This window comes from Mesorhizobium sp. M4B.F.Ca.ET.203.01.1.1, assembly GCF_004791025.1.
GTDB classification, from domain to species: domain Bacteria; phylum Pseudomonadota; class Alphaproteobacteria; order Rhizobiales; family Rhizobiaceae; genus Mesorhizobium; species Mesorhizobium abyssinicae.
The window spans coordinates 431,253-452,088 of the sequence record NZ_SRUO01000003.1; the positions used below are offsets into that span (position 1 = coordinate 431,253).

The 20,836-nt window shown below is 65.8% G+C and carries 22 protein-coding genes and 1 pseudogene; 12 read left to right on the top strand and 11 right to left on the bottom strand.

The features are described 5' to 3' along the window. Nucleotides 1-160 precede the first annotated feature (160 nt). The 4 genes from sppA (at nucleotide 161) to EN846_RS08880 (ending at nucleotide 2,927) form a co-directional block, all read left to right on the top strand. Nucleotides 161-1,117 (top strand): signal peptide peptidase SppA, encoded by a 957-nt coding sequence (sppA, locus tag EN846_RS08865; RefSeq protein ID WP_127309349.1) that lies wholly within the window; start codon nucleotides 161-163, stop codon nucleotides 1,115-1,117. 80 nt (nucleotides 1,118-1,197) lie between these two features. Continuing rightward, nucleotides 1,198-1,482, top strand: a complete 285-nt coding sequence (locus EN846_RS08870) for an integration host factor subunit beta (protein WP_006200394.1) — start codon at nucleotides 1,198-1,200, stop codon at nucleotides 1,480-1,482. A 53-nt stretch (nucleotides 1,483-1,535) separates the two neighbouring features. After that, nucleotides 1,536-1,868, top strand: coding sequence for a DUF1049 domain-containing protein (locus EN846_RS08875; RefSeq protein ID WP_127392466.1), 333 nt, complete (start codon nucleotides 1,536-1,538; stop codon nucleotides 1,866-1,868). Nucleotides 1,869-1,961: 93 nt separating this feature from the next. Then, complete coding sequence (locus tag EN846_RS08880) at nucleotides 1,962-2,927, top strand: ornithine cyclodeaminase family protein (RefSeq protein WP_127392465.1); 966 nt, start codon at nucleotides 1,962-1,964, stop codon at nucleotides 2,925-2,927. Here EN846_RS08880 and EN846_RS08885 read toward each other — a convergent pair. The 4 genes from EN846_RS08885 to EN846_RS08900 form a co-directional block, all read right to left on the bottom strand. After that, complete coding sequence (locus tag EN846_RS08885) at nucleotides 2,917-3,345, bottom strand: VOC family protein (protein ID WP_127309351.1); 429 nt, start codon at nucleotides 3,343-3,345, stop codon at nucleotides 2,917-2,919. The genes EN846_RS08880 and EN846_RS08885 overlap by 11 nt on opposite strands. 94 nt (nucleotides 3,346-3,439) lie before the next feature. Next, complete coding sequence (locus tag EN846_RS08890) at nucleotides 3,440-3,874, bottom strand: EVE domain-containing protein (protein WP_127309352.1); 435 nt, start codon at nucleotides 3,872-3,874, stop codon at nucleotides 3,440-3,442. Continuing rightward, nucleotides 3,871-4,251, bottom strand: a complete 381-nt coding sequence (locus EN846_RS08895) for a VOC family protein (RefSeq protein WP_127309353.1) — start codon at nucleotides 4,249-4,251, stop codon at nucleotides 3,871-3,873. The genes EN846_RS08890 and EN846_RS08895 overlap by 4 nt, the downstream gene beginning before the upstream one ends. Nucleotides 4,252-4,321: 70 nt before the next feature. After that, nucleotides 4,322-5,038 carry a YafY family protein gene (locus EN846_RS08900; RefSeq protein WP_127309354.1) on the bottom strand — a complete coding sequence of 239 codons (717 nt, stop codon included), beginning with the start codon at nucleotides 5,036-5,038 and terminating at the stop codon, nucleotides 4,322-4,324. A gap of 111 nt (nucleotides 5,039-5,149) precedes the next feature. Between EN846_RS08900 and EN846_RS08905 the strand changes: the two genes are divergently transcribed. From EN846_RS08905 to EN846_RS08930, 6 genes are all read left to right on the top strand, one after another. Next, complete coding sequence (locus EN846_RS08905; protein WP_127309355.1) at nucleotides 5,150-6,211, top strand: class I SAM-dependent rRNA methyltransferase; 1,062 nt, start codon at nucleotides 5,150-5,152, stop codon at nucleotides 6,209-6,211. Beyond that, complete coding sequence (locus EN846_RS08910) at nucleotides 6,212-7,060, top strand: RNA methyltransferase (protein WP_127282402.1); 849 nt, start codon at nucleotides 6,212-6,214, stop codon at nucleotides 7,058-7,060. It begins immediately after the preceding gene. A 68-nt stretch (nucleotides 7,061-7,128) separates the two neighbouring features. Then, nucleotides 7,129-7,611, top strand: a complete 483-nt coding sequence (gene lspA, locus EN846_RS08915; protein ID WP_127282401.1) for a signal peptidase II — start codon at nucleotides 7,129-7,131, stop codon at nucleotides 7,609-7,611. A 53-nt stretch (nucleotides 7,612-7,664) separates the two neighbouring features. Next, nucleotides 7,665-8,654 (top strand): MDR family oxidoreductase, encoded by a 990-nt coding sequence (locus tag EN846_RS08920; protein WP_127282400.1) that lies wholly within the window; start codon nucleotides 7,665-7,667, stop codon nucleotides 8,652-8,654. A gap of 89 nt (nucleotides 8,655-8,743) precedes the next feature. Beyond that, nucleotides 8,744-11,035, top strand: coding sequence for a PAS domain-containing hybrid sensor histidine kinase/response regulator (locus EN846_RS08925; protein WP_127392464.1), 2,292 nt, complete (start codon nucleotides 8,744-8,746; stop codon nucleotides 11,033-11,035). A 181-nt stretch (nucleotides 11,036-11,216) separates the two neighbouring features. Then, the gene (locus EN846_RS08930) at nucleotides 11,217-12,104 is read left to right on the top strand and encodes a GNAT family N-acetyltransferase (RefSeq protein ID WP_127282398.1); all 888 of its coding nucleotides are present in this window, start codon (nucleotides 11,217-11,219) and stop codon (nucleotides 12,102-12,104) included. A gap of 92 nt (nucleotides 12,105-12,196) precedes the next feature. Here EN846_RS08930 and EN846_RS08935 read toward each other — a convergent pair whose 3' ends face one another. Continuing rightward, on the bottom strand, nucleotides 12,197-12,829 hold the full coding sequence (locus EN846_RS08935) for a trimeric intracellular cation channel family protein (RefSeq protein WP_127282397.1): 633 nt from the start codon (nucleotides 12,827-12,829) through the stop codon (nucleotides 12,197-12,199). A 114-nt stretch (nucleotides 12,830-12,943) separates the two neighbouring features. After that, the gene (gene grpE, locus EN846_RS08940; protein WP_127282396.1) at nucleotides 12,944-13,579 is read right to left on the bottom strand and encodes a nucleotide exchange factor GrpE; all 636 of its coding nucleotides are present in this window, start codon (nucleotides 13,577-13,579) and stop codon (nucleotides 12,944-12,946) included. A gap of 227 nt (nucleotides 13,580-13,806) precedes the next feature. On the opposite strand from grpE, the gene EN846_RS08945 reads away from it, so the two are divergent. After that, nucleotides 13,807-14,007, top strand: a complete 201-nt coding sequence (locus tag EN846_RS08945; RefSeq protein ID WP_127282395.1) for a hypothetical protein — start codon at nucleotides 13,807-13,809, stop codon at nucleotides 14,005-14,007. Between the two features lie 95 nt (nucleotides 14,008-14,102). After that, nucleotides 14,103-15,116 (top strand): annotated as a pseudogene (locus EN846_RS08950) (fatty acid desaturase); the annotation flags it as partial. A 103-nt stretch (nucleotides 15,117-15,219) separates the two neighbouring features. On the opposite strand, the gene EN846_RS08955 reads toward EN846_RS08950, so the two are convergent. The 5 genes from EN846_RS08955 to EN846_RS08975 all read right to left on the bottom strand — a co-directional run bounded on the left by EN846_RS08955 (nucleotide 15,220) and on the right by EN846_RS08975 (nucleotide 20,814). Beyond that, entirely contained in the window at nucleotides 15,220-15,840 is a 621-nt protein-coding gene (locus tag EN846_RS08955; RefSeq protein ID WP_127393246.1) for a DJ-1/PfpI family protein, read from the bottom strand. Between the two features lie 190 nt (nucleotides 15,841-16,030). Beyond that, entirely contained in the window at nucleotides 16,031-17,638 is a 1,608-nt protein-coding gene (locus tag EN846_RS08960) for a GMC family oxidoreductase N-terminal domain-containing protein (RefSeq protein WP_127393247.1), read from the bottom strand. A gap of 88 nt (nucleotides 17,639-17,726) precedes the next feature. Then, nucleotides 17,727-18,260: a DUF934 domain-containing protein gene (locus EN846_RS08965; protein ID WP_127282391.1), complete on the bottom strand. Its 534-nt coding sequence runs from the start codon at nucleotides 18,258-18,260 to the stop codon at nucleotides 17,727-17,729. A gap of 144 nt (nucleotides 18,261-18,404) precedes the next feature. Further along, nucleotides 18,405-19,169, bottom strand: coding sequence for a phosphoadenylyl-sulfate reductase (locus EN846_RS08970; RefSeq protein ID WP_127282390.1), 765 nt, complete (start codon nucleotides 19,167-19,169; stop codon nucleotides 18,405-18,407). After that, entirely contained in the window at nucleotides 19,144-20,814 is a 1,671-nt protein-coding gene (locus tag EN846_RS08975) for a nitrite/sulfite reductase (RefSeq protein WP_127282389.1), read from the bottom strand. Before EN846_RS08975 ends, EN846_RS08970 begins: the two co-directional genes overlap by 26 nt. Between the last annotated feature and the right edge of the window lie 22 nt (nucleotides 20,815-20,836).

The following is a 20,836-nucleotide window of genomic DNA, read 5'->3' on the forward strand; positions in this document are numbered from 1 at the left end:
TTTCCGCACTTCATAGCAGATACGGACGAGCGGCGTTAATTTTTCATGAAGCACCGCCTCGCGTCGCGCGGACGCTTTGACGCAACCCCGCCAGGAAACGGTAGCCGGGCGCGGACGCTTGCTTTAAAAGCAACTCTTCCCACCGACCGAGAGGCTGACCATGGCAATGAGAGCCGATGACCTGATCGACCGCCGCCGTTTGCGCCGCAAGGTGACGTTCTGGCGTGTTGCCGCGCTCATCGTCGCGGCCATCGCGCTGATCGCCCTGTCGACCTGGGTCTATCGCGACGACTTCAGCGGCTCGGCCGTCGACCATATCGCCAAGGTCCGGATCGAAGGCACCATCACCGAGGATGAGGAGCTCATCAAGCGGCTGGAGACCATCCGCGAATCCCCGAGGGTGAAGGGCGTCATCCTGTCGATCGACTCGCCCGGCGGCACCACGGTCGGAGGTGAATCGATCTTCGAGGAAGTGCGCAAGCTCGCCGGCGACAAGCCCGTCGTGGCGGAAGTCGGCACGCTCGCCGCGTCCGCCGGCTACATGATTGCGAGCGCCGCCGACCATATCGTCGCGCGCAAATCCTCGATCGTCGGCTCGATCGGCGTGCTTATCCAGTATCCGGACGTCAGCGGCCTGATGGACAAGCTCGGCATCAAGCTCGAGGAGGTGAAATCCTCGCCGCTGAAGGCCTCGCCCTCGCCCTTCAAGCCGACCAATGAGGACGAGCGCGCCATGGTCCGCAAGCTCATCCTCGACAGCTATGACTGGTTCGTCGGCATCGTCGCCGACCGCCGCAAGATGACCCACGAGCAGGCGCTGGCGCTTGCCGACGGCTCGATCTTCACCGGCAGGCAGGCGCTCGCCAACCATCTGATCGACGCCGTCGGCGGCGAGACCGAGGCGATCGGCTGGCTGGCGACCAAGGGCGTCGACGCCAAGCTCAAGGTTGTGGAGTGGAAGGACACCGAACGGCACGGCGGCTTCCTGTTCTCAAAGACAATGGCGAAAACCATCGCTGGCGCGCTCGGCCTGCCCGACGCCGGCGGCGACGTCATTCACGAAATTGGAGCGGACCGCTTGTTTCTTGACGGTCTCGTTTCGGTCTGGCACCCTTGACGAGCCGTTTGGGACGAGCGAAAAAGCAAATAAAATCATCCTCATAATTTGACTGAAGTGCTTTCAGGGGAGCCGTTCTCATGATCAAATCCGAGCTTGTGCAAATTATTGCCACACGCAATCCGCATCTTTTCCTGCGCGACGTCGAAAACATCGTCGGCGCCATCTTCGACGAGATCACCGACGCCCTTGCCGAAGGCAATCGGGTCGAGCTGCGCGGTTTCGGCGCCTTTTCGGTGAAAAACCGTCCCGCCCGCACCGGCCGCAACCCGCGCACCGGCGAATCCGTCGAGGTCGAGGAGAAGTGGGTGCCGTTCTTCAAGACCGGCAAGGAATTGCGCGAAAGGCTTAACGGCGGCAAATAGGCGCGAATTCGTGCGCCGGCCTTCCGACAGGCCTGCTTTCGACAGGAAATCAGATGTTTAACCGCTTCATGCTCGTCGTTGTCTTCGTGCCGCTGGCCATCATCCTGATCGCGCTGGCCGTCGCCAACCGCGAGCCGGTCGCCTTCACGCTCGACCCGTTCAATCCCGGCAATCCGGCGCTGACGCTGAAGCTGCCGCTTTTCATCTTCCTGTTCCTGGCTCTCGCCGTCGGCATGATCGTCGGCAGCGTGGCGACCTGGGTCAAGCAGGGCCGTTATCGCAAGCTGGCGCGCCAGCGCGGCGTCGAGGCCGAGAACCTGCGCCAGGCGGTCAGCCGCGCGCCGCAGGCGCCGCAGGGCCCGGCCCTGCCGAAGCCGACGGCCTGAAGCATTGCAACGCCGCGTGACCCTTCAGGGCGCGCGCCAGGGATGCCGCAAGAGTTTCCGTTTCGCGGGCGCCCTCACTGCACGGAGTCTTTCATGCTGACCATTTCGGCCGCCGAGGTCGACCAGGCGCTGACCTTTCCCGGGCTGGTCGAGACGCTGCGCACTGCTTTCCGTGACGGCGCCGTGCAGCCGGTCCGCCATCATCACACCGTCGAACGTCCCGACGGCGAGGCCTCGACGTTGCTGTTGATGCCGGCCTGGACCGACTTCAACGCCGCCGGCACCTCGGCGGGTGGCCATATCGGCGTCAAGATCGTCACCGTCTCGCCCGACAACAACGCCATCGGCAAGCCGGCCGTGATGGGTCTCTACCTGCTGCTCGACGGAACGACCGGTGAGCCGGAAGCGCTGATCGACGGCCAGCGGCTGACGCAATGGCGCACCGCTTGCGCCTCGGCGCTTGCCGCCTCCTACCTCGCCCGCAAGGACGCCTCGCGGCTGCTGATCGTCGGCGCCGGGGCGCTTTCGACCTTCCTTGCCAAGGCGCATTCGGCGGTGCGGCCGATCACTGCCATTCGCATCTGGAACCGGACCCCGGCCAATGCCGAAAAGGTCGCCGCCGGCTTGCGCGCCGAGGGGCTGCCGGCCAGCGTCGCCGAAGACCTCGACGCCGAGCTTGCGGAGGCTGATATCGTCTCCTCGGCGACGATAACCACCCAGCCGCTGGTCAGGGGCGCGTTGTTGAAGCCGGGCGCTCATGTCGACCTGGTAGGCGGCTTCACGCCGACGATGCGCGAGAGCGACGACGACGCCATCCGGCGCGCCCGCGTCTATGTCGACACTCGCGCCGGCGCCACCAAGGAAGCGGGCGACATTGTCCAGCCGCTCGCCGCCGGCGTGCTGAAGCCGGATGCCATCATTGCCGACCTGCATGAGCTGGCGCGCGGCGAGAAGGCCGGGCGGCAAAGCGACGGCGAGATCACCCTGTTCAAGTCGGTCGGCGCCGCGCTCGAGGACCTTGCCGCCGGCATTGCCGTCTACAAGGCGCTCAAGCGATAGCGTCTGCCGGCGCCACAGCCTTGCGATCGAACTTCCTGATCGCTTCGGCGCTGACCGGAGTGAACAAATTCACCAGATTGCCATCGGGATCGCGCAGCAGCAGCGATCGGTTTCCCCATGGCATCGTCGTCGGCGTCTGCACGAAGGCGCCGATGGTCTCCGCCAGCCTGCGATATTGCGCGTCGACGTCGGCAACGCGAAACTCGATGATTGCCGAACGATTGGCGGCCGGCTCCGCCACATCCGCTCCGAACAACGCCAGGGTGCGCGTGCTGCCGATCGCCAGCGTGCAGGAGGCGGTTGCCAGTTCGGCGAAATCCGGAGTGAACCAGGTCGCCGTCAAGCCGGTGATCGCCTCGTAAAATGCCACCAGAGGCTTGATCTGGTCGGTGATGATGCGGATCGAGACGAAGTCCATAATGTTCTCCTTGGGGCAAGCGCGGCGGATCAGGTGATGATGCGCTTGTTGCACGAGGCTGATGACAGCCTGGTGTCAGCAGCCTGCCGCTGACTCAGGCTGCCTCGGAGGCCTTGGCACCCATGGCCTCGGCAATCAGCCGAAAATCGTGTTCGTCGATTTCGAACAGGCCAAAGCGCAGCTGATAGCCCCAGTTCGTCTTGCCCGCTGTGAAGTCCAGCCTGTCGAGCAGCGGCTTGATCGCCGCTTCCTCCGCCTTCGCCCAGGCGACATCGCGCCGGAATGGCGTGAAGCCGCCGCCCATCTCGCCCTGGTAGGGATCGCCTTCACGCACGGTGCCTATTGCCGTGAACGACTGCAGGCCGTCCCTTTCGCCGAGCACCGTGTTCGGCGAATAGTAGGCGATGCCGTCGCCGGGTCTGATGCGGCGCAACGGCGCCAGTCTGCCGTGGTTGACCTGCATGAAGCCGCCCGCGCGGCCGACCCGGACATGCGCGGCCGAGGCGACGGCGATCCAATGCGCGCTCATGCCTGGTCCCCGTCGTTCAGCCAATAGACGCGCAGCCGATGATTGTCGGGATCGAGCGCGACGAAGGTGCGGCCGAAATCCATGTCGGTCGGCGCCTGCAGGATGTTCAGGCCGCGACCCGCCCAGTCCCGGTGGGCGGCGTCGACCGCCGCCGGCGTGTCCTGCGCGAAGACGATCTCGGCGCCGCCGCCCGCGGCCGCCGCCGCCGGCTCCACCGTATGGCGCGACCACAGGCCGAGCTTGAAGCCGCCGTCGAGCACGAACAGCACGAAGGTCGGCGATGCCTCGACCGGCTGCCGCCCGAGCAGCGCGGCGTAGAAGGCGCCGCTCCGCTCCGGGCTGTCGACATAGAGGATGACGAAATTGGGGGTGTCCATTGCTGTTCTCCAACGTGTCTTCGATTGGAGGACCTTACGCACCACCACTGTCAGATTCTGGCAGCAGCCATCAGCGGCCGGTGCCTTTCGACGCATCCCGACCCGCTTGCGTCGTGTCGAGCGTTGCCCGCCACTCCTTGAGCAGCGACTGGCGCCGGCGCGGATAGCGCACATCGGTGGCGTTGAGGCCGGACATGCGATCGGCGCGGAAATGGCGAAAATCCTGCCGCGTCTCGCACCAGGCGACCAACACCCGCACCTTGTCGAAGAAGCCGATCGCGAAGGGCCAGACCATGCGCTGGGACTGGGCGCCTGCGCCATCCCGATAGAGGAACCCGAGCTTGCGTTCGTTGCGGATGGCCAGGCGCACCAGGCCAAGGTCGATGCCTTCGGTGGCCTCGGCGCCCGGCCCGACGAGCAGCGCGGTGGCGTCGAGATCCTCGCGCAGGTCATCCGGCAGCACCGCCGCGATCTTGGCCAGCGCATCGGTGGCGGCGGCCGAAAGCCGCTTGTCCGGCTGCTTGGCGACCCACCGCGACCCGAGCACGACGGCCTCGATCTCCTCGTCGGTGAACATCAGCGGCGGCAGCATGAAGCCAGGCTTCAGCACATAGCCCAGCCCCGCCTCGCCCTCGATCGGCGCGCCCTGCCCCTGCAGCGTTGCGATGTCGCGGTAGAGCGTGCGGATCGAGACGCCCATTTCGCCCGCGAGCGTGCGCCCGCTCACCGGCCGGCGGTGGCGGCGCAGGATCTGGATCAGGTCGAGCAGGCGTTCGGAGCGGGACATGGCCCAGATTTGCCCGTTTCCCCCGCTGAGGTCCATCACGGACGTCGGACCATTTTGTTGCGCCGCCGATGGCCCTATGTCAAAAGCGGCCTGCCGTTCCGGAGAGTGTTCTTGAAATCCTTTCGCGATCGAAACCGCGACAACCGTCCGCGCCAGCCCGCCAAAGCCAATGCCGCCCAATCGCATCCCCGCGAGGCCGGCGCGGCAACGAGGCAGGAGCCACAGGGCCGCCCCGAACCCAAATCCGCGCCGCGCGTCCTTGCGCGCCGCGAGGGCGCGCTGCCGACCGAGCGGCTGCCACTGATCCTCGAAGTGGCGCCCAATGCCGACTACGCTCTGCTGGATAGCGGCGCCGGCCAAAAACTCGAGCAGTACGGCCCCTATCGCATCGTGCGGCCGGAGGGCCAGGCGATCTGGCAGCGGGCGCTGCCGGCCAGGGACTGGGAGCGCGCCGACGCCATCTTCACCGGCGACACCGACGAGGAGGGTATCGGCCGCTGGCGCTTCCCGAAAACGCCGCTCGGCGAAACCTGGCCGATGAAGCATGACGGCATCGACTATCTTGGCCGCTTCACCTCGTTTCGCCATGTCGGCGTCTTTCCCGAACAGGCCTCCCACTGGGATCACATGGCCGGGCTGATCATGGCCGCCAAACGGCCGGTCAAGGTACTGAACTTGTTCGGTTATACCGGCCTTGCCTCGCTGGTGGCAGCCCGCGCCGGCGCCGAGGTCACCCATGTCGATGCGTCCAAGAAGGCCATCGGCTGGGCCCGGGAAAACCAGGAGATGGCCGGGCTCGCCAGCAAGCCGATCCGCTGGATCGTCGAGGACGCCGTGAAGTTCGCCGAGCGCGAGGAGCGCCGCGGCAGCCGCTACGATATCGTCCTGTTCGACCCGCCCGCCTATGGCCGCGGCCCGAAGGGCGAGGTCTGGCAATTGTTCGACGACCTGCCCGGATTGACCGACCTCTGCCGCTCAATCCTGACGCCGAAGCCGCTCGCCGTTGTGCTGACCGCCTATTCGATCCGCGCTTCATTCTTCGCCATCCATGCCCTGATGCGCGACACCTTCGCCGGCATGGGCGGCACGGTCGAATCGGGCGAGCTGATCATCCGCGAGAAATCCGCCGGCCGCGCGCTGTCGACCTCGCTGTTCTCGCGCTGGGTGGCCTGAATGAACGCTTATGAGAGCTCCCGCGCCGTCGGCCAGGTGAAGGAGGTCACCAGCCTCGCCAACCCGCTGGTCAAGGACATCAAGGCGCTGGCGCTGAAGAAATTCCGCGACCAGCAGAACGCCTTCATGGCCGAAGGCTTGAAGCTGGTCATCGACGCGGTCGATCTCGGCTGGCATATCCGCACGCTGGTCTTCGCCAAGGCCGGACGCGGCAATGCGGCGGTGGAGAAGGTCGCGGCGCGCACCGTCGCCGCCGGCGGCACCGTGCTCGAAGTCTCCGAAAAGGTGCTGGCGGCGATCACCCGCCGCGACAACCCGCAAATGGTGGTCGGCGTCTTTGCCCAGAAGGTGCTGCCACTGAGGGACATTCGCGCCACGGATGGCGACGTCTGGGTGGCGCTCGACCGGGTGCGCGATCCCGGCAATCTCGGCACCGTCATCCGCACCGTCGATGCCGTCGGCGCCAAGGGCGTCATCCTGGTCGGCGAGACCACCGATCCCTTTTCCGTCGAGACCGTGCGCGCCACCATGGGCTCGATCTTCGCCGTGCCCGTCGCCAGGGCGACGCCGGAGGCTTTTCTGGCCTGGCGCAAGGGCTTTCCGGGCCTCGTCGCCGGCACCCATCTGAAGGGCGCGGTCGATTACCGTTCGGTCGATTTTACCAGGGGGCCGGTGCTGCTCTTGATGGGCAACGAGCAGCAGGGCCTGCCCGACAGCCTGGCCGAGAGCTGCGACCGTCTGCTCAGGATTCCGCAAGCCGGCCGCGCCGATTCACTCAATCTGGCGGTCGCCACCGGCATCATGCTGTTCGAGATCCGGCGCGCCGCGCTGAAGCTGGGCCCGGACTAGACCATGATGCCAAGAAATGGCGTCCGGTATTCGGACAGGGTCATGGTCAAACAAGAGGGCATCAAACCGTGAAGTCGTGGTCCCCCTACGCCCTGCTGGTCGTCGTCGCCATCGCGCTCGACCAGTGGATCAAGCACCTGGTGAAAAGCGGCCTCACCTTCCAGGAGAAGGTCGATCTCCTGCCCTTCCTGGCGCTGTTCCGCACCTACAACACCGGCATCGCCTTCTCGATGTTCCAGTCCTTCGGCGATACCGGCCTGGTGGTGATTGCCGTCCTCGTCGTCGCCTTCGTGCTCTACCTCGCAACCCGCACGCCGGCGGGCCACGCGGTTGCCCGGACCGGCTTCGCGCTGATCATCGGCGGCGCGGTGGGCAATGTCATCGACCGCGTCGCCTACGGCCATGTCATCGACTACATTTTGTTCCACACGCCGGTCTGGTCCTTCGCCGTCTTCAATTTGGCGGATGCCTTCATCTCGGTCGGCGCCGCGCTGGTCCTCTTCGATGAATTGATCGGCTGGCGGCGCCAGCCCAAGACCTCGCAAGATTGACCTCGCGCGGCCGTCGCCGCACAGTCCGAGCACCGCACAGCCGGGAGAAGAACGTGTCCGATACCTTCAAAGCCATCCTCGTTTCGCGCGACGCCGACAAGAAGCAGTCGGTCGCCGTCACCGACCTCACCGAAGCCGACCTGATGGAGGGCGACGTCACCGTCGCGGTCGAGGCGACGACCGTGAACTACAAGGATGGGCTGGCCATCACCGGCAAGGCGCCGGTCATCCGCCGCTGGCCGCTGGTGCCGGGCATCGATTTCGCCGGCACCGTCATCTCCTCCTCGCATGCCGACTGGCGCAAGGGTGACAAGGTCATCCTCAACGGCTGGGGCGTCGGCGAGACGCATTTCGGCGCCTTTGCCGGCCGCGCCCGTGTCAACGGCGACTGGCTGGTGCCGCTGCCGGAGGGCATGAGCCCGCATGATGCGATGGCGGTCGGCACCGCCGGCTACACCGCCATGCTCAGCGTCATGGCGCTCGAGCGGCATGGCATCGTGCCGGATCGCGGCCCGGTCGTGGTGACCGGTGCGGCCGGCGGCGTCGGCTCGGTCGCGGTCTCGATCCTCTCCAGCCTCGGCTACCATGTCATCGCTTCGACCGGCCGCAATGCCGAAAGCCCCTATCTGATCGACCTCGGCGCCGCCGAGGTGATCTCGCGCGACGAGCTCACGCAGCCGGCAAAGCCGCTCGCCAAGGAACGCTGGGCCGGCGGCGTCGATGCGGTCGGCAGCCACACGCTCGCCAATGTACTGTCGATGACCGCCTATGGCGGAGCTGTGGCCGCCTGCGGGCTTGCCGGCGGCATGGACCTGCCGGCGAGCGTCGCTCCCTTCATCCTGCGCGGCGTCTCGCTGCTCGGCATCGATTCGGTGATGGCGCCGAAGGCGGTGCGTCTCGAGGCGTGGCGCCGCATCGGCACCGATCTCGACCACAGGAAACTCGCGACGCTGTCCAGGACCATCGGTTTTGACGGCATAATCGACGCCGCGCGCGACATCGTCGACGGCAGGATCAGGGGCCGCGTCGTGGTCGATATGTGAGCCGCGGATAGGGCGAAAACCGCGCGACTGTTAAAATTCGAACGATCCGCCGCAGCCTTCCATAATCTCTCTGTGGCAAGGCTTTCCGCATGATCGCGGAATCCGGCATCAAGGCGGCGCAGACTGCCGAAGGCGTGGGCGGGCAAGGCCCCGACGCGCCGAAGCGGCAGCTTGTCGCCCCGCCGCCGCTGGCGCCCGTGCTCCCCCCGGCCAATCCCGAAGGCCTGCCTTTCCTGACCGTCGTCGCCATCGCGGTGTTGGCCGGGCTGGCTCACCTGACCGGCGCGCCGACCTTCGTCACCCTCGGTTTGCTGGTGACGGGCCTTGCCGGCCTCGGCATGCATCTGCGCAGCAAGCGCAACGAACGCCGCGCCGCGGCCCTGCTCGACGAGACCGCCGCCCGCAACCGCGCCGAGATCGAGACGCTCGCTGACCGCATGTGGGAGATGCAGGAAAGCGAGGAGCGGTTTCGCGGGCTGATCGACGCGCTCGGCGACCTCGTCGTCCATCGCGATCGCGACGGCCATATCGTCTACGCCAACAAGGTTTTCGCCGACCTTGTCGACATCGATCAGCGCGACCTCGCCGGCAAGAGCTTGTCGGAGCTTGGCATCGATGTCGGCATCGTTCCCGACGCCGCCTTCTCGGATCATGAGTGTCTGAGCTCCACCGACGTCGCCATCCGCACGCCGAGCGGTCCGCGCTGGTTTTCCTGGATCGAGCTGTCGGTGCGCGACAAGGACAACGGCGCCGTCTCGCACCGGGCGATCGCGCGCGACATCACCGCCCGCAAGCGCGCCGAATCCTCGCTGATCACCGCCCGCGAGCGCGCCGAATATGCCAGCCAGGCCAAGTCGCGCTTCCTCGCCACCGTCAGCCATGAGATCCGCACGCCGATGAACGGCATCATGGGCATGGCCAAGCTCCTGGTCGACACCGATCTGTCGCCCGAGCAGCGCACCTATGTGGGCGCGGTCTCGACCTCGGCCAGCGCGCTGCTCGCCCTGATCGAGGACCTGCTCGACTACTCCAAGATCGAGGCCGGCCGCTTCGACCCCGAGCCGCAGCCGACATCTGTGCGCGAGATCGCCGACAACATCATCGAACTGATGGCGTCACGTGCCTTCACCAAAAGCATCGGCCTTGGTTGCCATGTCGAGCCCGACGTTCCGCAGATGATCACCGCCGATCCGGGTCGGGTGCGCCAGGTGCTGCTCAACCTGATAGGCAACGCCATCAAGTTCACCGACACCGGCGGCGTGCTGCTCAGCGTCGCGCGGGCGCGCACCGAAACCACCGACCGCATCTGCTTCAACGTCGCCGACACCGGTCCGGGACTGCGCGAAGAGGACATGGAACGCATCTTCGAGGAGTTCGAGCAATCCGACGGCACCTCGACCCGGGTGCATGGCGGCGCCGGCCTCGGCCTTGCCATCTCCAGGCGCCTGGTGACCGCCATGGGCGGCTCGATCTCCGTGTCGAGCCGGCTCGGCGAGGGATCCGAATTCGTCTTCGAGCTTCCGGCGGTGGCGGCGACCGAGCCGCCGCAAAACCGGCAGGACATACTGTCCGGCCGGCGTGCCGTGATCGTGTCGAAGAACGCGGTCGAGGCCGACGCCATCGCGCGCACCATCCGCGCCCATGGCGGCGCCGTCGAACTGGCGACGACCCTCGCCCAGGCAACGCCTTTCGCGGCGGGTTGCGATGCGCTTCTGGTCGACGCCGCGATGGAGAACGGCGACGGGCGCCTGCTCAAGCGCTTGCGCCAGGGCGGCTTTGCCGATTGCGAGGCGATCACGCTGATCGCGCCGACCGACCGCGGCATGCTCGGCGAATTCCGCGCCAATGGCTATGCCACCTTCCTGGCGCGGCCGGTGCGCGGCGAGACGCTGCTGCGCGTGCTTTTGACCAGCCATGCGCCCGCCGTCGCGCTGCCGCAGACGGACAGGCAGGGCGCACCGCCCGCGCGCGCCGGCGGCCGCCGCGGCGAGCACGGCCTGTCGGTGCTTATCGCCGAGGACAACGACATCAACGCCATGCTCGCCCGCGCCACACTTCTGAAGGCCGGGCACCGCGTCAAGGTCGTCGGCAACGGCAAGGCCGCCGTCGAGGCCGTCACCGATGCCGGCCTGAAGCATCGCTTCGATGTTGTGCTGATGGACCTGCACATGCCGGTCATGGACGGGCTGGATGCCATCGCCGCCATCCGCCGCCACGAGGAGGCGCTGGCGGTGCCGCCGGTTCCGATCATGGTGCTGTCGGCGGACAGCCAGGAAAAGACCCGCCATACGGTGCTGGCGCACGGCGCCAGCGGCTTCGTTACCAAGCCGCTCGATCCGGATGCTCTGGTAAGCGCCGTCGAGGCGCAGGTCGCTGCCTGATTTTTTTGCCCCGCCAATCGCCCTTGGATCGCTTGGCTTTGCTTCGTTAAGGTAGCCGGTTGAGGGCATTCGCCAGCCGACGAAGTATTGCCCGCCGCGCCGTATCACGGTACTGTCACAATCCTGTTGCACCTACACCGTATCCCCGTGCCAAGAGGGATGGCTCGAAGGAGAATCACTCGTGCATACAGTTATGCCGGAATGTGACACTCGGCCGAACGCTGGCGGCGCCCTGCTCGCCACGCGGACGGCTGATGCCGTCGCAACAGGCGCCCCTCTCGGCCGCATCGGCAATCTCGAAGTCCGGCTTGCCCGCAACGAAGCCGAGATCGCTGCCGCGCAGGAGGTCCGCTACCGGGTGTTCTATGACGAGCTTGGCGCCAGGAAGGACCTGTTCCAGGCGCAGGACCGGCGCGACGCCGATCGTTTCGATCCGCTCTGCGATCACCTTTTGGTGTTCGATACGTCGCTTCCCGGCCCTGAGCACCGCCGCATCGTCGGCACCTACCGGCTGCTGCGGCAGGAGATCGCGGCGACGGCTGGCGGCTTCTATTCCGAGGGCGAATTCGAGCTGACCAATCTGATCGCCCGTCATCCCGGCCAGCGTTTTCTCGAGCTCGGCCGCTCCTGCGTGCTTAAGGAATACCGCTCCAAGCGCACCATCGAGGCGCTGTGGCAAGGCATCTGGGCCTATATCAACCACTACGGCATTGGCGTGATGACCGGCTGCGCTTCCTTCCACGGCATCGTGCCGGCGGCGCATGCCGAGGCGCTAACCTACCTCGCCCATCACTGCCGCACCAATTCGGCGTGGGACGTCAAGGCGGTTGCCGGCCGCTACTGCTCCATGGACCTGATGCCGATCGAAGCGGTCAACGCCAAGGCGGCCATCGCGTCCATGCCGCCGCTGGTCAAGGGTTACCTGCGCGTCGGCGCCCGCATCGGCGACGGCTGCGTCATCGATCACGAATTCTCGACCGTCGACGTCTTCGTCGTCATGCCGGTCAAGGAGATCGGCGCGCGCTACGTCAACTATTATGGCGGGGAAGGCCAGCGCTTCGCGGCCTGACGCGAGTAGGCAGTAGGCAGTAGGCAGTAGGCAGTAGGGGAAGACATCACGTTCACGCTCCCCTGACTACTGACTATTCCCTAATCCCTCCATCACGGAATATCCTCCGGCCGCCGCCCGGGCCTGCTCTTGTAGGCCGGGAAGGCCCAGCCGAATTTGAGCGCGCCGCCGCGCACCGCGAATGCCGCGGCGAAACCCACCAGACCGGCCGCCAATGGCGGCAGGCCGGCAAGATCGCCGACGGTGAAAAGCGCCGCACCCGCAAGCGCAGCCGTGACGTAGATCTCGGGCCGCAGAAGCACCGATGGCTCGCCCGCCAGAAGATCGCGCAGGATACCGCCGAAGGTTGCGGTCAGCACGCCCGTAATGGTGGCGACGACCGGGGACCCGGTGATGGCGAGGCCCTTGGCGGCGCCCATCACCGAGAAGGCGGCGAGACCGATGGCGTCGAGCCAGAGCAGCAATTTGTAGCGGGATTCGACCAGATGGGCGCTGAAGAAGACTAGCACCGCGACCACCACGCAGATCAGCACATAATCGCGGTTGCCGACCCAGAACACCGGCAGGTTGAGGATGACGTCGCGCAGCGTGCCGCCGCCGATACCGGTGACGCAGGCCAGGAACAGAAAGCCGATGATGTCGAGTTGCTTGCGCGAAGCGGCAAGCGCCCCTGTCGCCGCGAAGACGGCGACGCCGGCATAGTCGAGAAGCTCGATGAGGTTCATGGGAATAAGGGAATAGGGCAGTAAGGGAGTAGGGGAATAGGGACCTCTAGATAGCACAAGCCGCGTGAATAGTCCCGCCGCTGTCCCTACTCCCTTACTGCCCTACTCCCTTAACTACGCATCCTTCTCGGCCTGCTCGTTCACCGGGCCGGGCTCGACCGGCGCCTCGGTGGCCGCGGCCTTCGGGCCGCCCTTGGCGACGCCGACCATGGCCGGCCTCAGCACGCGGTCGCCGATCGAATAGCCCGGCTGCACGACCTGGACGACGGTGCCGGCGGCAACGTCGGGATTGGGCACCTCGAACATCGCCTGATGGAAGTTCGGATCGAACTTCTCGCCCTCCGGCGCAAGCTTCTTCACCCCATGCCGTTCCAGCGCCGAAAGCATGGCGCGCTCGGTGAGATCGACGCCCTCGATCAGCGCCTTGAAGCCGGCATCTCCGCCAGCCTTTGCCTCGGCCGGAATGGCGTCCAGCGCGCGGCGCAGATTGTCGGACACCGACAGCATGTCGCGGGCGAAATTGGCGACCGCATAGGTGCGCGCGTCATGCACGTCGCGCGCGGTGCGGCGGCGCAGGTTCTCCATCTCGGCCGCCACGCGCAGCGCGCGGTCCTTCAGTTCCTCGTTTTCCTTCAGCAGCCGCACCAGCGCCTCATAGTCGCCGTCGACGCTGCCCTGCGGACGCTCGCCACTGGCCTCGGCAGGCTCGATATCCTCGGGCGCGCGTTCGTCTTTTGCCTGGTCGCTCATCGCCGTTTCCCGTCATTCCGAATGGTTTGGATTTGCGCCCGATATCGAGGTTTGAGGGCCAAAAATCAAGGGGCAAGCGACCCAGCGCAGTTTCACGGCGTCTCCAGGGAACGTTCGACATTAAATCAAATTTTACCTTAATCGCCGGCTTCGCTTGCGAGAAAGCGACGGCGAGGGAACCATTGCCGGGTTGAGGGAGTTTCGAAGCCGACACAGGATTTGGGACAATGAGCGGCAACAAAGGCGAACGGCGCGCGGAACTCGCCGCCGATATCAGACGACAGCTTGGCAGCGAAGCGACGAAGCGCTTCCTGCGCACGCTGCCGTCATTCCGCCTGGAAACGAACACGCCCGAGCATTTCCGCAACCTGCTCGACCAGCTCGATGACATCGAGACCAGGGCCGCCAACGGCGAACGTCGCCAGTAGGCCGCACGAACCGCGGGCATCGCGCGACAATTACGCGCAGTAATTTCGCGTGATCGCCGTCTTGCTGGGGCGGGATGCGCTGCCTATGCTCCCTGATGAACATGATTTCCCCCGAGACGGCGGCAAACAGCAAGCGCGCCTGGTTGAAGATCCTGGCGCGCTACAAGAAGCCTGACCGGCGGCGCAGCGCCATCGAACTAGCCATAACCCTCATCCCTTTCGTCGCACTCTGGGCTCTATCTTCTGCCGCCTATTCCTACGGCCATTGGTGGGGGCTGACCCTCGTCGTTCCGGCGGCCGGCTTTCTGGTGCGGATATTCATGATCCAGCACGATTGCGGCCACGGCTCCTTTTTCGCCAATCGTTATGCGGACGACTGGATCGGCCGCGCCCTCGGCGTGCTCACGCTGACGCCTTATGATTGCTGGCGGCGCGCCCATGCCACCCATCACGCCAGCGCCGGCAATCTCGACGAGCGCGGCATGGGCGACATCAGGACACTGACCGTCGCCGAATACCGGCAGCTATCCTGGCCTGGCCGCCTTGCCTATCGCCTCTATCGCCATCCGCTGGTGATGTTTGGTCTCGGCCCGATATGGCTTTTCATCTTCGAGCAGAGGCTGCCGGTCGGCATGATGCGCGGCGGCCTGACGCCGTGGGTGTCATCCATGGCGACCAATCTCGGCATCGCGCTCGCCGCGGTGACGCTCATCGGGCTTGTCGGGCCGGGCGCGTTCCTGGTCGTCCACCTGCCGATCGTGATCCTCGCGGGCTCGGCCGGCGTCTGGCTGTTCTATGTCCAGCATCAGTTCGAGGAGACCGAATGGGCGAAGGATCCCGATTGGGAATTCCAGCGCGCCGCGCTGCATGGATCGTCCTACTACGACCTGCCGCCGGTGCTGAACTGGTTCACCGGCAATATCGGCGTCCATCACGTCCACCACCTCTCCGCCAAGGTGCCGTGCTACCGGCTTCCGGAAGTGCTGCGGGATTATCCGGAGCTGCGGCGGATCGGCCGCGTCACGCTTCTCGACAGCCTGCGCTGCGTGAAGCTGGCGCTATGGGACGAAAACCGCGGCAAGCTGGTGTCGTTCCGCGAAGCGCGCTTGCCGCTTGAGGCATGCCGCTCAAGGGCGTTTCGGCGCGCCTTAAGAGCGGCTCAATATCCATTGCCCGCCGCACCGGGATGCGGCGGGTTTCTTCAAACCTTGCTCAGGCCGCCTTGCGTTCGTCGCGCATCAGCGCCTTGCCGTCGCGGATCTCGGTGCCGAGCACCTTCAGGCATTCGCGCATGAACGCTGCAAGGCCAGGCCAGCCCTTGGCCGATACCAGATTGCCATCGACATGGGCGCCGGTCGGCGCGACATCGATGTAGATGCCGCCGGCCAGCGTCACCTCCGGCTCGCAATATTGCAGCGCCGCGACCTGGCGGCCGCGCACCACGCCATCGACGGCGATCAGGATCTGTACGCCGTGGCAAATGGTGAAGATCGGCTTGCCGGTCTCGTGGAAATGCCTGACCAGCGCCTGCACCCGCTTGTCGATGCGGATGTATTCCGGCCCGCGCCCACCGGCCGCATAGACGGCGTCGTAATCGGCCGGGTTCACCTCGGCGAAGCTCTTGTTGAGGATGTAGTCGTGGCCGAGCTTTTCGGTGTAGGTCTGGTGGCCTTCGAAATCGTGCAGCGAGGTCTTCAAGATGTCGCCGGCCTTCTTGTCGGGGCAGACGACATGCACCGTATGGCCAACCGCATGCATGGCCTGTTCGAAGACGAAAATCTCATACTCCTCGCTGAACTCGCCAACGAGCATCAAAATCTTTTTGCCTGCCATGCCGGTTCCTCCCTTAGCTGGCTATTTATTTCGAGGCACGAAATATAGCCCTATCGTAAGGGCAAGCAGGCCGGAGGGGAAGCGCAAATCGCACGATTGGTCCTACCAGATTGATTCCGTGGCGCCCGGCGAGCGATAAAGGCAGGGCTTCCGGAGCAAAACCGGGCAGGCTGGTCTGACCAAGATGGCGTCAGGCTGCCGCCCGGATCATATCCGCCGCCTTCTCGGCGATCATGATCGTCGGCGCATTGGTGTTGCCGCCGACGAGTGTCGGCATCACCGAGGCGTCGACGACGCGCAGCCCTTGCAAGCCGCGCACCTTTAACTGCGGATCGACGACCGCCATCTCGTCGATGCCCATCTTGCAGGTGCCGGCCGGGTGATAGATCGTGTCGGCGCGGGCCCTGATATGCGCCATCAGCTCGGCGTCGCTGGCAGCGCCGGCGGTGTAGATTTCCTTCTGGCGATATTTGGCCAGCGCCGGCGCCTCCAATATGCCGCGCGTCATCCGCACGCCCCGGAGCAGAAGCTCGGCGTCGCGCTCGTCCTCGAGGAAGCGCGGGTCGATGCGCGGCGGCGCCAGCGGGTTCGCGCTCGTAAGCCCGACCTCGCCGCGCGAATGCGGCCTCAGCACGCAGACATGGCAGGAGAAGCCATAACCCATATGCAGCTTGCGGCCGTGATCGTCGACGATGGCGATGCAGAAATGCAGTTGCAGGTCGGGCCGCTCGGCCGCCGCGTCGGATTTGAGGAAGGCGCCGGCCTCCGCATAGGGCGTGGCAATCATGCCGGTGCCGTCCTTGCGCCAGCGCAGCATGTGCCTGAGCAGTCCGGGCAGACCGCGGAGGCCGATGCCCATCAGCTCGGTCTCGCGCGACTTCCAGGCCAGGATGAAATCGAGATGGTCCTGCAGGTTCTTGCCGACACCGGGCAGTTCATGGACGAGCGGAATGCCGTGCACTGCCAGCTCCACCGCCGGACCGATGCCGGAAAGCAGCAGCATTTGCGGCGAGCCGAAGGCGCCACCGCACAGGATGACCTCGCGCCTGGCTTCCGCCACGGCTTCGCTCTTGCCGGCACGATAGCGCACCCCCGTCGCGCGCTTGCCGTCGAGCACCACCCCGGTCGCCTGCGCGCCGGTGATGACGGTGAGGTTCGGCCGGCCCATCGCCGGATGCAGATAGGCTGCCGCGGCCGAGCAGCGCTCGCCATTGCGTTGCTCGCCCCAGAATTGCGTGACCTGGTAGAGCCCCGCCCCTTCCTGCTCGGGCCCGTTGAAATCGTCGTTGCGGCGGATTTGGTTTTCGGCACAGGCCTCGACGAAGGCTTTCGAGATCGAACGCGGTTCCTGCTGCTCGGCCACCCTGAGCGGTCCGTCGCCGCCGTGCAGCGCGTCGGTGCCGCGCTGGTTGCCTTCGGCGCGCCGGAAATAGGGCAGCACCTCGCTCCACGACCAGCCGTCGCAGCCGAGATCGGCCCATTCGTCATAGTCGCAAGGATGGCCGCGCGTGTAGAGCATGGCGTTGATGGCGCTTGAGCCGCCCAGCGCCTTGCCGCGCGGCTGGTAGCCCTTGCGGCCGCCAAGCCCTTCCTGCGGCACCGTCTCAAAGCCCCAGTTGTTGATCTTCGGCCTGCCCGGCAGCAGCGCGATGATGCCCGCCGGCGCGCGGATCAGGAGATCCTTGCCTTCGCCGCCCGCTTCGATCAGGCAGACCGTCTTCGATGCATCCTCGGAAAGCCTGGCGGCAAGCGTGCAGCCGGCGGAACCGCCGCCGGCGATGACATAGTCGTAGCGCATGGTCTCCTCCCGGCGGATGTTTCCGTCCGTGCGGTCAGAGAAAGCCTGCTTGCGCGCGTTGTAAAGACGTCGACGAGTTACCTCTGGGTCAGCCGGCGCGTTTGCGCCGCCAGGAATATTTCGGCCCCTTGGCCTCCGACTCGGCGGTCGGCTGGTAGTAGAGCCCCAGCCCGCCGGTGCGGCCTTCCTCCAGCCGCTTCAAAAGCACCGGGTTCGAGATTTCGAACTCGTCGAAGCCGACCCGCAGCATATGTGGCAGCTGGTCGACCAGCACCTGGCCGGTGGCGCGGACGGCGCCCTCGAAATGATGGCGGCTGCGCAGCAATTCGCCCTTGGAGAAGGAGCGGCCGTCATTGAACGCCGGGAAGGCCAGCGCCACCAGCGACAGCTGGTCGAGCAGGCCGACGATTTTGTCGAGCTCGTCGCCGGGCTGCAGCAGCACCCCGATGCGTTCCCTGGCCGACTTGCGCACCTCAAGGTCGAGCCCCAGGAACGCCTGCAGCGGCAGGATGAAGCGGCCGTTGCCGGCGAGCGCCTCGGCGCTCTCAGCCTGGATCCACTCGTCCTCGCGGAAACCGTTCGGGGTCCAGAGGCGGGTTTCCGATTTGGTCGGTTCAGTCATCAAAAATTCCCAAGTCCAAAAATCCAAGGATGTATCGCGTTTCAGGTCAGGCCGAGCCGGAGCGGAGCGTCCCCTGGTGCATGAGCACCGGAAACGCAGGAAACCGGCGATTGCGGGCCGGCCTCACCTGAATATCAACATAGCCTAAAGGGATGCGTCGGTCAGCGACTTCTCCAAACCGGAAAGGTGGATGCCGCACTCTGTCTTGGCGTGCCCGGCCCAGCGGCCGCTGCGCGCGTCCTCGCCCGGCTGTACCGGCTGCGTGCACGGGAAGCACCCGATCGACAGATAGCCATAGGCGACGAGCGGATTTTCGCGCAGCGCGTGCGCGCGCATGTAGTCGGCTTGGTCCGCCGTCGTCCAGTGCGCCAGCGGATTGATGCGGATGCGCGAGCCGACCGCCTCGAAGACCGGAAGCGCCGCGCGCGTCGAGGCCTGGAAGCGCTTGCGCCCGGTGAACCAGGCGCGGAACGGCTCGACGCCGCGTGCCATCGGCTCGACCTTGCGCACGTTGCAGCAGGCGTCGGTGTTGGTCTCGTGCAGCCTGCCGGTCGGATCGACCCGCTCGAGCGCGGCCTCTTCCGGCTTGATCACCCTGACGTCGGTGAAGCCGAAATCGGCGACCAGCGCATCGCGATAGCCGAGCGTTTCTTCGAAATGCTTGCCGGTGTCGAGGAAGATCACCGGCAGCGCGCGGTCGACCTTGGCGATCATGTGCAGCAGCACGGCGGAATCGGCGCCGAAGGAGGAAACCGCGGCGATGCCGCCGCGAAACAGCTCGTTCGCCGAGCGCTCGATGACCTCGATCGGGCTCAGGTGACCGTAAAGCGCGTCCAGCCCCGCCGCCTCGGCGGCGACACCGGCCTCGACATCAACGACCCGGTCAAGCGGCCTTGGTTTCGCCAGCATAGAGCGCCTCCTTGAACGGCGCGGGACCGACTCTGCGGTAGGCGTCGATAAAACGTTCCGAGGGACTGAGCCGAAGGCCGAGATAGGTATCGACGATCTGCTCGATGGCGTCGGTGATCTCTTCCGACGAGAAGCCGCGGCCGATGATCTCGCCGACGGAGGTGTTCTCGTCGGCCGAGCCGCCGAGGGTGACCTGGTAAAGCTCGGAGCCCTTCTTCTCGACGCCGAGAATGCCGATGTGGCCGACATGATGATGGCCGCAGGCATTGATGCAGCCGGAGATCTTCAGCTTTAATTCGCCGATCTCGCGCTGCCGTTCCAGCGAAGCGAAGCGCTGCGAGATCTCCTGCGCCACCGGAATGGAACGAGCCGTGGCCAGCGCGCAATAGTCGAGGCCGGGGCAGGAAATGATGTCGCTGATCAGATTGGAGTTGGCCGTGGCGAGGCCGATGTCGACCAGCGCGTCGTAGACGGCCTTCAGATCGGCGCGCGCCACATGCGGCAGGATCAGGTTCTGCTCATGGCTGACGCGCAGTTCGTCGAAGGCGTATTTCTCGGCGATGTCGGCGACCGCCTCCATCTGGCTGTCGGTGGCGTCGCCCGGCACCTCGCCGATGCCCTTCAGCGAGATCGTCACCGCCGCATAGTCGGGATGGCGATGCGTCACCACATTCTGGTCGAGCCATTCCGAGAAATTCTTGGAATCGAGCCGCGCCAGCTTCACTGCCGCGTCGCCTTCCGGCCGCTCGGCCAGACCCGGCGGCGTGAAATAGGCGTTGATGGCCTGGATGTCGGCTTCCGGCAGCTTCAGCTCGGCGTCCTTCAGCTCCTGCCACTCGGCCTCGACCTGGCGCGTGATCTCCTCGACGCCGGTCTCGTGGACGAGGATCTTGATGCGCGCCTTGTACTTGTTGTCGCGGCGGCCATAGAGGTTGTAAACGCGCAGGATCGCCGTGCAGTAGGAGAGAAGATCGGCTTCCGGCAGGAAGTCGCGGATCTTCCGCGCCACCATCGGCGTGCGGCCCTGGCCGCCGCCGACATAGACGGCGAAGCCGAGCTCGCCGGCCGCGTTCTTCTTCAGGTGCAGGCCGATGTCGTGCGTCTGGATGGCGGCGCGGTCGCGCTCGGCGCCCGTCACCGCGATCTTGAACTTGCGCGGCAGGAACGAAAACTCCGGATGCACCGACGACCATTGCCGCAGGATCTCGGCATAGGGCCGCGGATCGGCGACCTCGTCGGCCGCAGCGCCGGCGAAATGGTCCGCGGTGACATTGCGAATGCAGTTGCCAGAGGTCTGGATCGCATGCATCTCGACGCTGGCGAGATCGGCCAGGATCGCGGGAATGTCGGACAGCGCCGGCCAGTTGAACTGGATGTTCTGGCGCGTGGTGAAATGGCCGTAGCCCTTGTCGTATTTGCGCGCGATGTGGCCCAGCATGCGCATCTGCTTGCTGTTCAGCGTCCCATAGGGCACGGCGATGCGCAGCATATAGGCATGCAGCTGCAGATAGACGCCGTTCATCAGCCTCAGCGGCCGGAACTGGTCCTCGGTGATCTCGCCGGCGAGCCGGCGCTGCACCTGGTCGCTGAACTCGGCGACGCGGGCCTGAACGAAATCGTGGTCGAACTCATCGTAACGGTACATGCTTCGTCTTTCAGGGCGCGTC

Coding starts and splice junctions, on each gene's coding strand:
- sppA (WP_127309349.1), top strand. CDS start 161: ATGGCAATGAGAGCCGATGACCTGATCGACCGCCGCCGTTTGCGCCGC.
- EN846_RS08870 (WP_006200394.1), top strand. CDS start 1,198: ATGATCAAATCCGAGCTTGTGCAAATTATTGCCACACGCAATCCGCAT.
- EN846_RS08875 (WP_127392466.1), top strand. CDS start 1,536: ATGTTTAACCGCTTCATGCTCGTCGTTGTCTTCGTGCCGCTGGCCATC.
- EN846_RS08880 (WP_127392465.1), top strand. CDS start 1,962: ATGCTGACCATTTCGGCCGCCGAGGTCGACCAGGCGCTGACCTTTCCC.
- EN846_RS08885 (WP_127309351.1), bottom strand. CDS start 3,345: ATGGACTTCGTCTCGATCCGCATCATCACCGACCAGATCAAGCCTCTG.
- EN846_RS08890 (WP_127309352.1), bottom strand. CDS start 3,874: ATGAGCGCGCATTGGATCGCCGTCGCCTCGGCCGCGCATGTCCGGGTC.
- EN846_RS08895 (WP_127309353.1), bottom strand. CDS start 4,251: ATGGACACCCCCAATTTCGTCATCCTCTATGTCGACAGCCCGGAGCGG.
- EN846_RS08900 (WP_127309354.1), bottom strand. CDS start 5,038: ATGTCCCGCTCCGAACGCCTGCTCGACCTGATCCAGATCCTGCGCCGC.
- EN846_RS08910 (WP_127282402.1), top strand. CDS start 6,212: ATGAACGCTTATGAGAGCTCCCGCGCCGTCGGCCAGGTGAAGGAGGTC.
- EN846_RS08925 (WP_127392464.1), top strand. CDS start 8,744: ATGATCGCGGAATCCGGCATCAAGGCGGCGCAGACTGCCGAAGGCGTG.
- EN846_RS08935 (WP_127282397.1), bottom strand. CDS start 12,829: ATGAACCTCATCGAGCTTCTCGACTATGCCGGCGTCGCCGTCTTCGCG.
- grpE (WP_127282396.1), bottom strand. CDS start 13,579: ATGAGCGACCAGGCAAAAGACGAACGCGCGCCCGAGGATATCGAGCCT.
- EN846_RS08945 (WP_127282395.1), top strand. CDS start 13,807: ATGAGCGGCAACAAAGGCGAACGGCGCGCGGAACTCGCCGCCGATATC.
- EN846_RS08955 (WP_127393246.1), bottom strand. CDS start 15,840: ATGGCAGGCAAAAAGATTTTGATGCTCGTTGGCGAGTTCAGCGAGGAG.
- EN846_RS08960 (WP_127393247.1), bottom strand. CDS start 17,638: ATGCGCTACGACTATGTCATCGCCGGCGGCGGTTCCGCCGGCTGCACG.
- EN846_RS08965 (WP_127282391.1), bottom strand. CDS start 18,260: ATGACTGAACCGACCAAATCGGAAACCCGCCTCTGGACCCCGAACGGT.
- EN846_RS08970 (WP_127282390.1), bottom strand. CDS start 19,169: ATGCTGGCGAAACCAAGGCCGCTTGACCGGGTCGTTGATGTCGAGGCC.
- EN846_RS08975 (WP_127282389.1), bottom strand. CDS start 20,814: ATGTACCGTTACGATGAGTTCGACCACGATTTCGTTCAGGCCCGCGTC.